Below are 17,215 nucleotides of genomic sequence, written 5' to 3'. Positions count from 1 at the left end.
AATAGCGCAAAGAGCGATATGCCGACTACATATGATCCGAAGGCGGCTGAACAGAAATGGTATGCCTACTGGATGGAGAAGGAGTTCTTCAAGGCTGGAATGCGGCCTGAAGCAGAGCCTTACAGCATTGTAATTCCACCGCCAAATGTAACCGGGATGCTGCACATCGGGCATGCGCTCGATTTCACGCTGCAGGATATCCTGATCCGTACCAAGCGGATGCAGGGCTTCGATACCCTTTGGCTCCCGGGAACGGACCATGCTGGTATTGCTACCCAGACCAAGGTGGAGCAGAAGCTGCGCCAGCAGGGCCTGTCCCGGCATGATCTGGGCCGCGAGAAATTCCTGGAGCAGGTATGGGAGTGGAAGGACCAGTATGCCAACACCATTCATGAGCAGTGGGCCAAGATGGGCCTGTCCCTCGACTATTCGCGCGAGCGGTTCACTCTGGATAAAGGGATGTCCAGCGGTGTACGCCAGGTATTTGTGGAGTTATACCGTAAAGGACTGATCTATCGCGGCAAGCGCATTATCAACTGGGATCCGGCAGCCCGTACCGCTTTATCCGATATTGAAGTTGAGTACAAAGAAGTTAACGGTCACCTGTACCACCTGCGCTACCCTCTTAAAGACGGCAGCGGATTCATCACCGTAGCAACGACACGTCCGGAGACGATGCTGGGCGATACGGCGGTAGCGGTGCATCCGAAGGATGAACGCTATCAGGATCTAATCGGCAAAACGTTGATCCTTCCGGTCATCGGCCGGGAAATTCCGATTATCGCCGATGATTACGTAGAGAAAGAATTCGGCAGCGGCGCGGTTAAGATCACTCCGGCCCATGATCCGAATGACTTTGAAGTTGGCCTACGCCATAACCTTCCGCAGATCAATGTGATGGACGAAGGCGGCATGATGAACGAGGAGGCAGGTCCTTATCAGGGACTGGACCGCAGCGAATGCCGCAAAGCGATTGTTGCTGATCTCAAAGAGCAGGGCGTTCTGATTTCGATTGAGGACCATCTGCATCAGGTAGGACACAGCGAGCGTTCCGGCGCAGTGGTTGAGCCATATTTGTCCACCCAGTGGTTCGTGAAGATGCAGCCGCTGGCCGAAGCTGCCATCACTGCACAGAAGAACGGCGAAGGTGTTAATTTCGTACCGGACCGTTTTGAGAAAACATATTTGAACTGGATCGAAAATGTGCGTGACTGGTGTATTTCCCGCCAATTGTGGTGGGGACACCGTATCCCGGCCTGGTACTCTGAATCTACAGGTGAAGTGTTTGTAGCATATACGGAAGAGGAAGCCCGCGAAATCAGCGGACTTGATGATCTGAAGCAGGATGAGGACGTTCTCGATACGTGGTTCAGCTCCAATCTGTGGCCGTTCGCTACACTGGGCTGGCCGGATGAAAGCAGCAGCGACTATCAGCGGTTTTATCCGAACAATGTCCTGGTTACCGGCTATGACATCATTTACTTCTGGGTAGCGCGCATGATCTTCTCCGCGCTGGAGTTCACCGGTAAGAAGCCGTTCTCCGATGTATTCATGCACGGCTTGGTGCGCGATGCCGAAGGACGTAAGATGTCCAAGTCGCTCGGCAACGGGATCGATCCGCTGGATGTTATCGAGCAATATGGTGCAGATGCTATGCGTTATATGATTTCGACAAGCAGCACAGCCGGACAGGATCTGCGTTTCCGCATGGAGAGGGTAGAGCAGGCGCGTAATTTTGCCAATAAGATCTGGAATGCCTCGCGCTTTGCACTGATGAATCTGGAAGGCGTGAATTTTGCAGATATTGACATTACAGGTGAGCTTAGTACGGCGGACCGCTGGATTCTGCATCGCTTGAACGAAACTTCTCGTGATATTACGCGTCTAATTGACTCGTACGAGTACGGCGAGACCGGCCGCCTCTTGTATAACTTCATTTGGGATGATCTGTGTGACTGGTACATCGAGTTCGCGAAGCTGTCGCTTTATGGGGCTGACGCTGCTGCCAAAGCGAAGACGCAATCGGTGCTGGCCTATGTGCTGGACCGTACGCTGCGCCTGATTCACCCGTTCATGCCGTTCATTACCGAAGAAATTTGGCAGCATCTGCCGCATGAAGGCGAAACGATCACCCTGGCGGAATGGCCTAAATATGATGCAGCGCTTGAGAATCCGCAGGCAGTGGCAGAAATGACCCTGCTGATGGACATCATTCGTGCGGTTCGTAATATCCGCGCCGAGGTGAATGTGCCGATGAGCAAGAAGGTTGAGCTGATCATCAAAGCCGGAAATGAAGACACCTTGAGCATCATTACCCGCAACGACAATTACATCGGACGCTTCTGCAACACATCTTCGTTCGAAGCAAGCCTTGATCCGCAGACACCGGATAAAGTCATGTCCGCAGTAGTTACGGGCGCAGAGCTTCTTCTGCCGCTGTCGGGGCTGATCGATATTGAGCAGGAAATTATCCGTCTGGAAAAAGAAGTTCAGAGTCTGAACAGCGAAGTAGAGCGCGTGGAGAAGAAGCTCGGCAATCAGGGCTTCGTGGCCAAGGCGCCGGCAAAAGTCATCGAAGAGGAACGTGCAAAGCAGGCGGACTATTCCGCAAAACGCGAGAAAGTGCTCGCCCGCATCGCAGAGCTGAGAGGATAAGGGATATGGAAGAGATCATCGGGGGCGGCGGTACCGCTCCCTTAAGTTCCTATACAGAAGCGGTAGAGTGGATCAACAGTCTAATTCCTTTCGGCATTCGTCCGGGTCTGGAGCGGATTGAGCTGCTGATGGAGAAGCTGGACCATCCGCACCGCAAGCTGAAATTCATTCACGTGGCGGGGACGAACGGAAAGGGCTCGACCTGCGCTTTTTTGACCAGTGTGCTGATCCAGAGCGGTTACAGCGTAGGGACCTTTACTTCGCCCTATATCACCAAGTTCACTAACCGTTTCCAGTACAATGGGACGGATATTCCCGAAGATACTTTGCTGGAGCTGTCGAATAAGCTTCGTCCGCTGGTACAGGAAATTGCAGACAGCGAGCTTGGTTCACCGACGATGTTCGAGGTGGCCACAGCGCTGGCGATTCTCTACTTCGGGGAGGTCTGTTATCCGGATGTAGTCGTATGGGAGACGGGGCTTGGGGGAAGGCTGGATGTAACAAACATCGTGACACCTATTGTGTCCGTGATTACGAATGTCGGACATGATCATACCGATGTGCTGGGAGATACGCTGGAGGAAATTGCCGGTGAGAAGGCCGGAATTATCAAACCGGGTGTTCCTGCAGTCAGCTGTGTGAGCCAGCCGGAAGCGATAGCGGTGCTTAAGGCCAAAGCGGCAGACAGCCGCTCTACCCTCTATCTGGCCGGAGAAGATTTCAGCTATGAGCTAGCCGGAATCAAAGACGGCGTGCAGAGCTTTAACTTTAAGGGTCCCTTCCGCTCCCTTGAGATCGGCATTGCCATGAAAGGCGAGCATCAGCTCAGCAATGCGGCCGGGGCCATGATGGCGCTGGAGGTTCTGCGGCAATATATGGCCTTTATGCTGGAGGATGAGGATGTGCTGGAGGGTTTCCGAAGCACATTCTGGGCTGGAAGGCTGGAAGAGGTAAGTGCTTCTCCGCGCATTGTACTGGATGGGGCGCACAACCCCGAAGGTGCGGAGAGCCTGGCCAAGAGCCTTCCGCAGTTTTATAAATACGGTAAATTAAATTTGCTCATGGGGATGCTGGCAAATAAGCATCATGAGTCATACTTCAAGCATATACTGCCTATAGTGGATACGCTCATCCTGACCGAACCGGATTTCCGGAAGAAAATGGACGCGGAAGATCTGCAGGCCATCGCAGAACGTCTGCGTGAGAAATATGCTAAAGAAAACTTAAAAATCATAGTAGAACGTAATTGGGGTAAGGCGCTGCAACTGCTGCAATCGATCACAGCGGAAGACGACCTTGCTGTCGTGTCCGGAACGCTGTATTTGATTTCTGATGTACGAAGTACGCTTTTGCAGCAACCCGATTCTGAAAAAGGCTGGTGACGAACTGTTGGATACTACTGAACGTGTGCATTTTATAGGGATCGGCGGCTACGGAATGAGCGCGATTGCCCGGGTGATGCTGGAAATGGGATATACGGTTACGGGCTCCGATGTGGCAGCTCAGGAATTAACCGAGAAATTGATTGCCAAAGGTGCCAAAGTCTATATTGGACATACTGCGGAACAGGTTAAGGGTGCAGATCTGGTTGTTTATTCTACGGCACTCGCAAGTGATAATGTGGAATGGGTAGAGGCGGAACGTCTCAAAATCCCGGTTCTACACCGCTCGCAGATGCTGGCCAGGCTGCTGAATGAACGCAAAGGGGTAGCTGTCGCCGGCGCGCACGGCAAAACTACCACCTCTTCGATGATCGCGCTGATCATGGAAGATTGCGGAGTGGACCCGACCTATATTATTGGTGGAGAGATTATGAATGTCGGTACGAATGCGAAGGCAGGACAAGGGGAATTTGTTGTGGCCGAAGCGGATGAAAGCGACGGCTCGTTCCTGCAGTATCATCCTTGGCTGGGGATCGTAACGAATATTGAAGCGGACCATCTGGAGAATTACGGTGGGGACTTCGGCCGCCTGAAGGCCGCTTACGTGCAGTTTATGAACCAGCTGCGCGAAGACGGCACCGCGATTGTGTGTGCGGATGATGAGAATGTCAGCGCCCTTTTACCTGAAGTTAAGGGCTCGGTAATTACCTACGGTATTCATCAGAACGCTGATTATATAGCCACTGACATCGTGCTCGGCGACCGGCAGGTGGCGTATACAATGAACAGCGGCGGTCAAGTGCTGGGGCGCATTGAGCTCTCCATTCCCGGACAGTACAATCTGTACAATTCAATGGCTGCGGTCATTGCTTGTCTGAAGTCAGGGATTGCATTTGAAGAAATCGCTGCAGCTATCGTGAAATTCCATGGAGCGAAGCGCCGGTTTCAGGTGCTTGGCGAAATCAATGATATTCTTGTAATAGACGATTACGCCCATCATCCAACGGAGATCCAGGCAACGATCAGCGCAGCTAAAGCAACCGGCAAACGGATTATTGCCGTGTTCCAGCCGCAGCGCTACACCCGTACCTTCTTTCTGCTGGATGCGTTCAGCCGTGCCTTCAGCGAAGCTGATGAAGTGATCATTACGGATATCTATTCGCCGGCCGGAGAGAAGCAGATTGAAGGTGTCACTTCCGCAAAGCTGGTGGAGCTGATTATACAGAACAGCAACGCCGGTGCAAGGCATCTGCCTACCAAAGAAGCCGTGCTGGCTGACCTGCGGGGCCGTATCGCTCCCGGTGATCTGGTGATCACGATGGGCGCAGGAGATATCTGGAAGGTTGGGTATGCACTGGCTGATGACTTGCGGGAACTTGAAAAATAAGAATAGAATGACTTCTGTGAGCCGTTAATGCAGAACTGATTCTCATGAAGCCAAAGCGTATTTTGTCCGTTATGCCGGATAAAATACGCTTTTTGCTATAGAGACCTAAACCTGCAAATGATGTTGCGGGCAGAGTCTTGGAATGCTATAGTTTTGTGACAACAGAGTACTGATTTCCGTGTATATGGTGGTGTATTCATGAACTTCCAGCTTGATATTACAACGCTGTTATACTTGTTTATCTTTGGGAATTTATTTATTGCCTTGCTCGTCACCTTTTACCGCTTCTACTTCCCGAAGGACATTGCTTCATGCGTATTTATTGCTGCGAAGTGGGTGCAGGTCCTGTATTGGAGTTCCATCCTGCTGTGGGATGTTATCCCGCGCTTTATTGGAATTCCACTGAGCAATGGGCTCATTCTTGCCGGAGGCTTCATGGAGATTGCAGCGCTGCTGATGATGATGGGCATGTTCGGGCGGAGGGTGAAGCTGTACTATTTAGTGCTGATCGTGGGCAGTATAATCAGCTTTTGCATGATCGCGCTGTTTTTTAACCATCCGAATTTGCGGGTCGCGTCTACATCGCTGTGGTCGATGTTTTTTGTGATTTTGCCGGCGTATCTTCTGACCTCTAACAAGGAGAGAACACCGCTTCAGAGTATGCTGGGATTCGTATTTTATGCGTTTGGCCTGTCAATGCTGGGTCGGGCGTTCGCGGCCCTGTTTCTGGAACCCGGCATGGGCGCTTTGTCCGCGAATACCGCGCAATATCTATATTATCTGGGAATGTTCTTTTTGCTGATTGTAGGTACCGCAGCCTTTATTCTCCTCTCCAATGAGCATTCTTATAAAAAGCTGAAGAAAATGGCCACCTACGACACGTTGACAGGGATTTTGAGCCGCCGGGCTTTTCTTCTGGAGGCGGAAGTGAAGCTGACTCTTGCGGTCAGAAAACAGGAGTATTACTCCCTTCTGCTGCTGGATCTGGATCACTTCAAGGAAGTCAATGACACCTATGGTCATGATAAAGGGGATAAGGTCTTGCAGGCTTTTGCATTTACGATTGAGAGCAGCCTTGGAAACGACGATCTGTTCGGCAGAGTGGGCGGGGAAGAGTTTGCCGTTCTGCTCTATGGGCTGAACGAAGAGGACAGCGGCCGCAAAGCGGAACAGCTGCGTACGGCTGTGATGGATGCCCCGAAGTTAAATCTGCCTTGCGGGTATACAGTCAGCATCGGTGTGATTACCGTTCTGCCCACTCCCCGGACATTCTTTAATATGCTGTATAAGCTCTCGGACCGGGCATTATACCAGGCGAAGCAGCAAGGCCGAAATTGTGTAGTGATCTCCCGGTAAGCGCAGATGCTAAGGTAGGATTGGAGAATACATATGCCTATGGTTATAGATGCAGGAAGGTGAAATTTATAGCTGTCCATTTTGATCTTAAGACCTTGCTCGTTTGCCTTTTTTTCGCCAATCTTTTTACGGTGCTGCTGGTATTGGCCTACCATTCCCGTTACCCGAGGGATGGAACCTCCAGATTATTTATAGTTGCAAAGCTGCTTCAGCTGGTGATCCTGATTTTGCTGCTGGTGGAGGGTTCTACTCCCTTTAAGTTTCTTCGGCTGATCCTTGCGCTGGGCTGCCTGGCGGGAGCAACCGCAGAGATGTTAGCCCTGCTGAAGCTGCTCGGAGCAAGCACAGACCGGGTAAAGAGAAGTTACTATACGCTTGCAGGCTGCTCCGGGGCTGGACTGCTGGTGATAGAAATGCTGTTTCCCTTAAGGGTTCAGCCTATCGTCATCGTCTGGACATCCCTGTCCGTTGCGGGTCTTATGGCTTATCCGGTGTATATCCTCTGCGTGAAGCTGAAAGAGACTCCGCTGCAAAAAATTATGGGCCTGCTCTACAGCTTCGTGATGTTGTCGCTGCTGGGACGGGCGGTTGAGCCGTTCTTGGGAACCGGGGCAACAGACACTGCAGCTTCGGGGTTGTTGCAAGCGTTTTTTTATATTGCCGTCTATCTGTTGATGTTCCTGTGGACAGCAGGTTTTATGCTGCTTTCCCGGGAGCGGATCTATGCAGAGCTGGAGCGGGTATCAACATATGACGAACTGACCGGCATTCTTAACCGCAGAGCGTTTGTGCAACGTGCCGGCCCCCTGCTTGACACCGCTGCCAAGGAAGCTACCCCTTTCTCGTTCCTGCTGCTGGACGTGGATCATTTCAAGAGTATAAATGATACCTATGGCCATGATACCGGGGACAAGGTGCTGCGGGATTTTGCAAGTAAAATTGAAGGGCAGCTCGCTAATGGTGATCTGTTCGGCAGGTTCGGGGGCGAGGAATTCGCCGTATTTCTGCACCGTGCGGACGAGGCGGCAAGTGATGAAATCGCCGAACGGCTGCGCCTTTCCGTACTTGATACGGTTGTCGAAGGGCTGCCGATGCCCTATACCATAAGCATCGGGGTAATTACTGTCACCTCGGCAGAAATGGTTCCGCTGAATACACTGTATAAGCTGAGTGATAACGCCTTGTACGAAGCGAAGCAGCAGGGCCGGAATTGTGTCTCCAGAAGCCGGCTAACGAGAACCTTGCCTCTGCCCTGACGGGAGGGGCGGGGTTCTTGTCATTCCAGAAATCCGGGCTTTTTTGAAATTTTTTTCTCAAAAATCCATAAAACGACAAAAAGAAGATACACTTTGGGGTAATATATGCTAGACACATAACATCGCAATAGAACATACAGAAAAAAATGGAGATTAGGAGACAAAGACATGAGGGAGAAATTACTGTTCATATCCGCAGAGAATCCGTTTCCGCAAGATAGTGGAGGCAAACTCAGAACCGGAAATATTCTAAATATTCTGCTAACCAAATATGATGTAGATCTCCTGACCTTCAGGAATCAGAGGCAGGTTGATAAAGAAGAGGCCCTACCCGCACTTACTGTGCATGAAGTGGAACGAACCATGAATTACCGCAAGGCGATGCTGCGTTCACTTTATACATGGCGCAACTGTTCTTATATGAGCCATGTCGATGTGGACATGAAGGATGCAATTAAGAGACTGTGTAATCAGAACCGCTACAGCCATGTGTTTATTTCACACAGCTTGCTTGGCTGCTGTATTGATATTGTACGGGGCGAGTTGCCGGACGCTGTCATTGTCACCGATGCCCATAATTTCGAGAGCAACCTGTCAGCCCAGCTGGCGCAAAAGAAAAGCGGATTCGCTAAGCTTTTCTATTCACTGAATGCGCATTGGACGAAACGGGATGAGCTGAAGCTGATGGACAAAACCAACCTGCTGCTGACTACTTCGGAACAGGATGGTCTAGCGTTCAAGTCGATCTCTGTCAAGAATGCAAATAAAGTGCATGTTATCCCTAATTTCATCCGTATCAGCGATTACCGCACAACTGTTAATACCCCTAAGGAAAAATGGATTATTCTTCCGGGTAATATGAACTATTTCCCAAATGTGAATGCAGCGACCTACTTTTTCCGTGATATTTATCCGCTTGTGAAAGCCCGGGTACCCGAAATCAAATGGTATATCGTAGGACGGGATGTACATCCTGATGTGGCTGCTTTGGGTGAAAAAGATCCTTCCATTGTGATTACCGGCTATGTGGACAGCGTGGCGGATTATGTCCGGAAGGCCCAGGTAGTCATCGCCCCCTTGCAGGAAGGCAGCGGAACACGCCTGAAGATCCTTGAGGCATGGGCGCTGAAGACACCTGTTGTGTCTAGTACAAAGGGAGCTGAAGGTCTGTTGTACGAGCATTCCCGGAATATTTTGATTGCTGATGATCCCGTAACTTTTGCAGACAGTGTGGTGAAACTTCTTCTGGATCATGAACAGGGCCTGGTACTCGCAGACCGGGCGCATGAGACACTGATGGCAAATTATGAGGCTGAAAGTGTCAGGGAAAAGCTGCTCAGTTTGGTCTAAATTAAATAAAAAATCTTTTCTCCCATAAATCGACAATCTTTTGAATGAAAATGCGGTACTATTGATCTACAACTAAAGTTTCATAAAAAGTGGCAGGACGGTTACCTCTGCTGCTTTTTTTTCTGAATCTTATTAGAAGAACAATCATTTTCATAGAACCAAGGAGCTATAGTCATGAGAGAGAGAATGCTGTTCCTATCCGCACATCATCATTATCCGGAAGATTTTGAGAGAGAAATAAGAACGGAGAATTATCTAGGCATATTGCTGGAGAGATTCGATATTGATCTGTTGGAGTATTGTCACTGCGACCGGGAGACCCCCTATACGGCTGGACCGGCGCTTAAAGTCCACAGGGTAACACGGGTGCCCGGGCAACGAAGCTCATTGCTCGGTTCCTTGAACAAGCTGCGCAGCAGCACTATTTTGGCCGATGCCAACAAAGACTTGCGTGCGGAGATCACTGCGCTCAGCCGTTTGCATACATACAGCCATGTATTTATAACGCATCCCTTGCTTGGAAACTGCATTGATATGATCTCTTCACTGTTACCCGACGCAATGATTATTACGGATGCCCATCGTTTGGAGAGCAGACAGTCGGAAGGAAAAGCTGCCGGCAAAAGGGGCTTAAGCAGACGTTACCATCAATTGAATGCAGCATTGTACCGCCGGGAAGAACGCAAATTAATGAATAAAACCGCTCTGCTGCTGACAGCCTCCGAGTGGGATGCCCTGTCCTTTAAGGCTTTATCCTTTGCAGATGCCGGCAAGGTACATGTAGTTCCTCCATTTATCGATTTGAACGACTATTGTGATGCTGAACCGCCCGTTAAAGACAACTCCATTGTCCTTCACTGGAATATGCATACGAACCAGGGCAGAAATGCTGCATTGGTATTCTATCGCAAGGTTTACCCTTTCATTAAGGCGAAAGTACCGGACTGCAGATGTTATATTTTCAGTGGTCAGATACATCCCGAAATCCTGGCTTTGGCCAAAAGTGATCCCTCTGTTGTGATTGTTGAAGAGCCCGAGCAGGAGGGGGAATACATACGCCGGGCGAGGGCCGTTATTGCAACACTGCGTGAAGGCTGCGGCGGGCATTCGAAGATTCTGGAGGCATGGGCGCTCAAAACTCCGGTAGTTACTAGCCTGAAGGGCTCGGAAGAATTGATCTGTGAGCCGGGGCGGAATATTTTGCTGGCGGGCACAACCGGCGGGATAGCCGACCATGTGGTGAAGCTGCTCCAGACACCGGAGCTGGGTGCAATTATTGCGGACCATGCCTACCGGACGCTGCAGAAACATTACGAAGCGGACAATGTTAGGGCTAAAGTGCTCAGCTTGGTCTAATCATATCAAAATAGCATAATCCTCTCTTCTCTATCATATATTCTCATATAGATTAGACGATAGCGAGGTGTGACGCTTGATGAACGGAAGAATGACTTTCCGGTTTGATATCGATCAGGACAAGGGCAAGCTTGAACCGGTGGAACGGCGTTCCAGTGCGGGACTGGGGACGGCAAGAGACTATGAGAACAAGGAGCTTCACCGCACTCCGGTTCCCCTGCATCATACAGAGCCCTACGATACCGGCTTTACTGTTGGCGGGGAAGAACCGCCGGATGATATCGGGAATGACGATCTGGAACCTTACAATTCTCACGGTCAGGAGTGGGAGGGAGCCAGATGGGAAGCTGAGCCGTCCAAGCAACCGTTGTTATCCCCATATCCTGACCCCGATGTGTGGGAGAGAGCTCCGCAATATCCTGTTGAGGAGTGGAATGATAGTGCTGAGCGGTTCGGTGACATTTCATTGTCAAGTGCCGGATATGGCGGCTCTTATCATACCCGCCGTCCCTCCTACTGGTGGAAGTTTGCACTTTCCATAGCTGGAGCCGTTGGTACGGGACTGCTGCTCGGATACGCTGCATTGTCTTTCATCAGCGGAGGGAATCCGCAGGTTGGAGAGAACGCCAAGCCAGGCGCTGCAGTTATGCAGAATCAGAACACCGGGACAGCTAACCAGCCGGTAGCCGGAGACACCGGCTTGCCAAATGCTGATCCAGCGGGCGGTGAAGTAGGCCGCATTCAGGTGGCGGTAGCGGCGCAAAGCTATTATCTGCTGCAATATGGCGTGTTCAGCACACCTGATGGAGCTGCGCAGGCTCAGCAGGAACTGCTTACCGCCGGACTTGCCGCAGGGCTGGATCCTTCAGACGGCAACCGGGTGTACGCCGGGATCTCGCCTGACCGCGAACAGGCCAAGCTGCTAAGCAGCGGCCTGAAGAATCAGGGGATTGAGCTTTATGTAAGAGGGGTGGAGCTGCCGGCTGCAGAGCAGGTTGCTTATGCCGGAACGCCGCAAGCTGTGGAGGGTTATTTCGCGGCCAGCGGACAACTGCTAAATGAGCTGAGCAGCCTGTCTGCATCCTTGTTAAGCGGGGAAGTCCAGACGTTGGACAAATCGGCAGTCAGCAATTTTCATATGGAGTGGACCGAGGCGCTCAAAGCGCTGAAGCCGGGTCTGACCCCTGAAGGGCAGAGCATATGCGCCGGGCTTGAGAAAGCAATGAGCCGGGGAATGGCTGCCCTGAATGAATATGAGAAGAACAAAGCACCGGGTCTGCTTTGGGAAGTGCAGGAATCCATGTTGAGCTTCCTGACCGGTCAGAAGGGCCTGATGTCAACTTTGGTGTAAGCGTAAATACAAAATCCCCCATCCGGCTGCGTCTGCTGAATGGGGGATTTTATGTGTTGCTTGCAGGGTTATACTCAGGTAAGGTTAAATAAGCCGCAACCCCAGTTAGCTCCACTACACAGTTGCCTCGTGACTGCATGTATGGTAATCATTTCCGCACCGGATTTTACGTTTGTATTGAACTCAGTTTCACCGTATAATAATTAAGGTGTCAAAAAATGGCGAGGGAAGACTTAGATGAAGAAGAAAAATGTAGGAACACTGCTGTTATTTCTCATTCTGGGCTGGCTGGCCGGAGCGTGGATCGCGAAGCTGCTGGAGCCTGTAAAAACTTTGTCTTTTCTTACAACCTCAACGGTACTCAAGTGGTCCCCGCAAGCCGATTTGGACATCATAACCTATGACATCACTATTCATTTGAAATTGTGCTTGCTCAGTCTTGCCGGAATGATTACTGCCGTATGGCTGTACCGGAGGCTGTAATGGTCACTGCTGACTGGGAAGGGGCGTTTATACGTGGAATCTGACAATTCACGCCTCATTATTCTTGCTTCGGGTTCGCCGCGCCGCCGGGAATTGTTGTCTTTGCTGGGTTTGCCTTTCGAGGTGATTTCCAGTGATACGGACGAGAGTACACCGCCGGAATTCACACCGGAGATGATTGTGCGCAGTCTGGCTTTACGTAAAGCGGAGGCTGTGGTCCCTGCTGCCGGCAAGCGTAATGCCGTTATCGTCGGCAGCGACACGATTGTTGTGCTGGATGATAAGGTGCTTGGTAAACCTGTGGACGAGCAGGACAGCAGGGTTATGCTGGGACTGCTTCAAGGCAAGACCCACCAGGTATACACCGGAGTGGCCTGCATCGGGCTGCCAGAGGGCAAGATTCTGGTAGAGCACCGGGTAACCTCAGTAACTATGAGAGCATTAAGCGAAGAGGAAATCTCCGCCTACATAGCGACTGGAGAACCTGCCGACAAGGCCGGTTCCTATGCGATACAAGGACTTGGTGCCACCCTGGTGGAGAAGATTGAAGGCTGTTACTTTAATGTGGTTGGACTGCCGTTGTCGCTGCTTGAGCGTATGCTGTCCCGGGTTGGCATTTCGGTGCTGGGCCGGCAAGGATAGCGGAGGAAAGAGGGATCGGGATGGAGTCGCAAACATTTATGCTGCGGGACCTCCCCCATGAAGAACGACCACGAGAGCGCATGATGCATTATGGGGCGGAATCATTAAGTCAAGCGGAGCTTCTGGCTATACTGCTGCGTACAGGCACACGCCGGGAATCAGCTATTCATATTGCCCAGCAATTGCTGGGACGGGCTGGTGGTCTCCGCGGACTGGCGGACCTGAGCATTGACGAACTGACGAATATTAAAGGCATCGGCCCTGCCAAGGCCGTGCAACTGAAAGCTGGCATAGAGCTGGGAAGACGGATGGCAAACTCCAGGCTTACCGAGCCGGTTACCATCCGCAGTCCGCAGGACGCGGCGGAGATTCTGACCGAGCAGCTGCGTTATTTGCAGAAGGAGCATTTTGTCTGTCTCTTTTTGAATACGAAGAATCACGTTATAGCGCAGGAGACATTGTCCATGGGCAGTCTCAACGCCTCTATTGTGCATCCCCGTGAGGTGTTTCGGGCAGCCATGAAATGCAGCAGCGCAGCCATTATATGCGCACATAATCATCCGAGCGGCGATCCTACGCCAAGTCCGGAGGATATCTCCCTGACATCCAGACTTCTTCAGGCAGGCGAGATTGTCGGAATTGACGTACTGGATCACCTGATTATCGGAGACAGCAGATTTGTAAGTTTGAAAGAAAAAGGGTACATGTAATATAATTGTCCAGATTCACTGGGAAAAGGAGAATACAAGTATGTTAGGTGGTTTTACGAAAGATTTAGGGATTGACCTGGGGACAGCAAATACGCTCGTCTACGTACGCGGCAAGGGGATTGTTGTAAGAGAACCTTCCGTGGTGGCCATTAATACCGATACCAAGACAATTGAAGCTGTAGGCGAATCCGCCAAAAAAATGATCGGCCGTACACCGGGCAATATTCGTGCCATTCGTCCGATGAAGGACGGGGTTATTGCTGATTTCGAAACGACGGCAACCATGATCAAATATTTTATCCGTCAGGCCCAGAAGCAGCGTTCGATGTTCCAGCGCCACCCGAATGTAATGGTCTGCGTTCCGTCCGGCATCACTGCAGTTGAGCAGCGTGCCGTTGAGGATGCTACCAAGCAGGCGGGAGCCCGCGAAGCTTATATTATCGAAGAGCCCTTTGCCGCTGCTATTGGTGCGGATCTTCCGGTATGGGAGCCGACAGGCAGTATGGTCGTTGATATCGGCGGCGGTACTACCGAAGTGGCTGTCATCTCTCTTGGCGGTATCGTGACCAGCCGTTCAGTTCGTGTAGCCGGTGATGAGGCCGATGAGTCAATCATCCAGTACATCAAACGCCAGTACAACCTGATGATCGGTGAGCGCACCTCGGAGCAGCTCAAGATGGACGTGGGTTCTGCCCTGCCGCTGGAGAAAGCCGAAACGATGGAAATCCGTGGCCGCGATCTGGTGACCGGACTGCCGAAGACCCTGACGATTACTTCCGATGAAATTTGCGAAGCTTTGTCGGATACGGTCAATGCCATTGTCGAAGCTGTTAAAGTGACCTTGGAGAAATGTCCGCCAGAGCTTGCTGCTGATATTATGGATCGCGGTATTGTTCTTACAGGCGGAGGTGCGCTGCTGCGCAATTTGGACAAGCTGCTGGCACGTGAGACCGGAATGCCGGTGATTGTCGCCGATAACCCGCTGGACTGCGTAGCTATCGGCACAGGCAAAGCGCTTGAGAATATCCATCTCTTCAAGAGCCGCAGCGGATCGAGCCTGCGCTCCAAGCGTTAGAATTTGCCTTGGTTTGTTGCATGTCAACCCCTGTTGTGGGAGAAATACGGTTGTTAGAGGGTGTTGAAAATGTTTAAGCTGTTTAACAATAAACGTCTATTCATATTGCTGATAACACTAGTCATGTTTATCGTGGTGATGGGGTTCAGCCTGGGGACAAGAAAATCCTTGTCCTGGCCTGAGAATTTCCTCCGTGATACGACCGGTTTCGTGCAGAATCTGTTCTACAAGCCCGCTGGATATGTAGCGGGCTTGTTCCAAGATATCGGGGATCTGCGTGATCTGGCCGAGGAAAATAAACGCCTGAAGATTCTAGCTGCCCAATATACGATAGATAAAGCGAATTACAATTTTGTTAAGGCGCGTAATGAGCAGTTGCAGAAGGACCTTGATTTCACTAAAGCGCAGAAGGAATTATATAAATATAACTATACTACTGCCCAGGTTCTCAGCCTGACCACGGAACCCAGCAACAGCACGCTTGTGATCGACCTTGGCTCCAGTGATGGCATGAAGCCGAATATGTCTGTAATTTCCGTAGATGGGCTCGTAGGTGTTATCAGTAAGGTGAGCAATTTCACTTCTACCGTGAAGCTGATGACTATGATGGATGTGAATGATCCGAATTCCCAGCCGCCTATAGCGGCCACAGCCATCGGTAAAGAGGGTAAGACCTTCGGCATGATTGAAAGCTATGATCAGGAAACCGGAATGCTCAAGATGAACAAGATTCCGCAGGGCGACCCTATCGCTGTGAAGGATACCATCGTTACCTCCGGCATCGGGAGATTATATCCACAAGGGTTGACGATAGGAACCGTAATGAGTGTTGAGGAAGGACAATTCGGATTAACTTCGACTGCAATCATCAAGCCCAGTGCCGAATTTCAGGACTGGAAACAGCTGATTGTTGTATCTCAGGAGGAGCGTGCCGAATAGTGAAGATGCGCAGGTCGGTTCTTATTCTGTTATTGTTTCTCCTGTTTATCTTGGAAGGCGCCATTCTGCCCTGGCTGCTTCCGGACGCCTGGCAGTTGCGGATTATTCCGAATCTTGTATTTATCGTGATCCTGTTCGTCACGGTATACCATCACCGTCATACTGCACTTATACTAGGATTATCTTTTGGCATGCTGCATGATGTCATTTATTACGGCAGAATTCTCGGTGCTCATTCCTTTGCCATGGGGTTGTCCGCCTATTTAATTGGTCTCATTTTTCAGATCCCGCGCGCACCGCTGCCGATGATGATGACTGTTGTCCTGCTTGGCAGTCTGCTTCAGGACAGCGTATTGTTCGCTATTTACAGCGTGTTTAATTTGAACCAGGAGCCTTATAATTGGGCGCTCCTGCATCATATGCTGCCTACCATGCTGTTTCATTTTGCTATGGCCCTGCTCCTCTACATTCCGCTGCGGCGTCAACTCGAGCTGCTGAAGAAGGAGACCCGTAAGGAGGAAACGGCGTGAAGCGGCCTGCATTTCTTTCGGCTGAAAGAAGGAATTTGCCCGACCCGGCACGAATGATTCAGGATAGGGGGACAGGCATATGACAGTAAAATCCAAGCATGTGAGGATTAAGGGCATCAAGGACGGCCTGGTATTCCTGCTAGACGACAAGTGTCCCTTTGAAGATCTCTTAAGCGAGCTTCGCTATAAGCTGGAGCACAGCCATCAAAATATTCTGACTGGACCGATTGTGCATGTAGATATTAAGCTGGGCAGCCGAATTGTGACGGAGGATGACAAGGCAGCTGTGCTGGAAATTCTCAAAAGTCAGGGCAATTTGCTGATTCGTTCCATTGAAGCGTTTGAAGCGCCGGGCATTGAGGATACAGACGCATTGTTTCTGATGAGCGGCATGGTTCGTTCCGGCCAGGTGCTGCATCATCAAGGTAATCTGCTGTTGTTGGGCGATGTAAACCCGGGAGGAACAATTACATGCTCGGGTGATATTTATATCCTCGGTGCGCTTAGAGGCATGGCTCATGCTGGAGTAGACGGCAATCAGGAAGCGATTATTGCTGCTTCTCTGCTGTCTCCGACACAGCTGAGGATCGCCGACGTTATCAGCCGGCCTCCGGATGAATGGGGGACCCGGGAGAGCACCATGGAATTTGCTTATTTATCAAGCGGAGCGATGCAAATCGACAAAATTCATAATATAGTCAGATTACGTCAGGGTTTAAATGTGTTTAAAGGGGTGTAGCCTC

Annotated in this window: 15 protein-coding genes; all 15 read left to right on the top strand. The window is 50.9% G+C overall.

Annotated elements, in window-relative coordinates:
• Positions 1 to 18 precede the first annotated feature (18 nt).
• The 15 genes from MHI45_RS11435 to minC all read left to right on the top strand — a co-directional run bounded on the left by MHI45_RS11435 (position 19) and on the right by minC (position 17,211).
• Positions 19 to 2,655, top strand: coding sequence for a valine--tRNA ligase (locus tag MHI45_RS11435; RefSeq protein ID WP_038600550.1), 2,637 nt, complete (start codon positions 19 to 21; stop codon positions 2,653 to 2,655).
• Positions 2,656 to 2,660: 5 nt separating this feature from the next.
• On the top strand, positions 2,661 to 4,037 hold the full coding sequence (locus tag MHI45_RS11430; RefSeq protein ID WP_038595716.1) for a bifunctional folylpolyglutamate synthase/dihydrofolate synthase: 1,377 nt from the start codon (positions 2,661 to 2,663) through the stop codon (positions 4,035 to 4,037).
• A 7-nt stretch (positions 4,038 to 4,044) separates the two neighbouring features.
• On the top strand, positions 4,045 to 5,424 hold the full coding sequence (gene murC / locus MHI45_RS11425; protein ID WP_038595713.1) for a UDP-N-acetylmuramate--L-alanine ligase: 1,380 nt from the start codon (positions 4,045 to 4,047) through the stop codon (positions 5,422 to 5,424).
• 198 nt (positions 5,425 to 5,622) lie between these two features.
• Positions 5,623 to 6,780 carry a GGDEF domain-containing protein gene (locus tag MHI45_RS11420; RefSeq protein WP_038595711.1) on the top strand — a complete coding sequence of 386 codons (1,158 nt, stop codon included), beginning with the start codon at positions 5,623 to 5,625 and terminating at the stop codon, positions 6,778 to 6,780.
• A gap of 59 nt (positions 6,781 to 6,839) precedes the next feature.
• Positions 6,840 to 8,036 carry a GGDEF domain-containing protein gene (locus MHI45_RS11415; RefSeq protein ID WP_038595708.1) on the top strand — a complete coding sequence of 399 codons (1,197 nt, stop codon included), beginning with the start codon at positions 6,840 to 6,842 and terminating at the stop codon, positions 8,034 to 8,036.
• 168 nt (positions 8,037 to 8,204) lie between these two features.
• On the top strand, positions 8,205 to 9,386 hold the full coding sequence (locus MHI45_RS11410) for a glycosyltransferase family 4 protein (RefSeq protein WP_076114066.1): 1,182 nt from the start codon (positions 8,205 to 8,207) through the stop codon (positions 9,384 to 9,386).
• Positions 9,387 to 9,560: 174 nt separating this feature from the next.
• Positions 9,561 to 10,742, top strand: a complete 1,182-nt coding sequence (locus tag MHI45_RS11405; protein WP_038595703.1) for a glycosyltransferase — start codon at positions 9,561 to 9,563, stop codon at positions 10,740 to 10,742.
• A gap of 79 nt (positions 10,743 to 10,821) precedes the next feature.
• On the top strand, positions 10,822 to 12,093 hold the full coding sequence (locus MHI45_RS11400) for an SPOR domain-containing protein (protein WP_341119065.1): 1,272 nt from the start codon (positions 10,822 to 10,824) through the stop codon (positions 12,091 to 12,093).
• 237 nt (positions 12,094 to 12,330) lie between these two features.
• Positions 12,331 to 12,576: a DUF4321 domain-containing protein gene (locus tag MHI45_RS11395; protein WP_038595700.1), complete on the top strand. Its 246-nt coding sequence runs from the start codon at positions 12,331 to 12,333 to the stop codon at positions 12,574 to 12,576.
• Positions 12,577 to 12,609: 33 nt separating this feature from the next.
• Entirely contained in the window at positions 12,610 to 13,218 is a 609-nt protein-coding gene (locus MHI45_RS11390) for a Maf family protein (protein WP_038595697.1), read from the top strand.
• A gap of 20 nt (positions 13,219 to 13,238) precedes the next feature.
• Positions 13,239 to 13,928, top strand: a complete 690-nt coding sequence (gene radC, locus MHI45_RS11385) for a RadC family protein (protein WP_038595695.1) — start codon at positions 13,239 to 13,241, stop codon at positions 13,926 to 13,928.
• Positions 13,929 to 13,968: 40 nt separating this feature from the next.
• Positions 13,969 to 15,003, top strand: coding sequence for a rod shape-determining protein (locus tag MHI45_RS11380; RefSeq protein ID WP_038595693.1), 1,035 nt, complete (start codon positions 13,969 to 13,971; stop codon positions 15,001 to 15,003).
• 60 nt (positions 15,004 to 15,063) lie between these two features.
• On the top strand, positions 15,064 to 15,942 hold the full coding sequence (mreC, locus tag MHI45_RS11375) for a rod shape-determining protein MreC (protein ID WP_379146019.1): 879 nt from the start codon (positions 15,064 to 15,066) through the stop codon (positions 15,940 to 15,942).
• Positions 15,942 to 16,472 (top strand): rod shape-determining protein MreD, encoded by a 531-nt coding sequence (gene mreD / locus MHI45_RS11370; protein WP_076114063.1) that lies wholly within the window; start codon positions 15,942 to 15,944, stop codon positions 16,470 to 16,472. Before mreC ends, mreD begins: the two co-directional genes overlap by 1 nt.
• Before the next feature lie 79 nt (positions 16,473 to 16,551).
• Positions 16,552 to 17,211, top strand: a complete 660-nt coding sequence (minC, locus tag MHI45_RS11365) for a septum site-determining protein MinC (protein ID WP_038595686.1) — start codon at positions 16,552 to 16,554, stop codon at positions 17,209 to 17,211.
• Positions 17,212 to 17,215 lie beyond the last annotated feature (4 nt).

Source organism: Paenibacillus sp. FSL H3-0321 (assembly GCF_038002865.1).
Classification (GTDB): domain Bacteria; phylum Bacillota; class Bacilli; order Paenibacillales; family Paenibacillaceae; genus Paenibacillus_AQ.
Note: the sequence above shows the minus strand (reverse complement) of the source record. Positions and strands in the feature narration are given on the sequence as shown.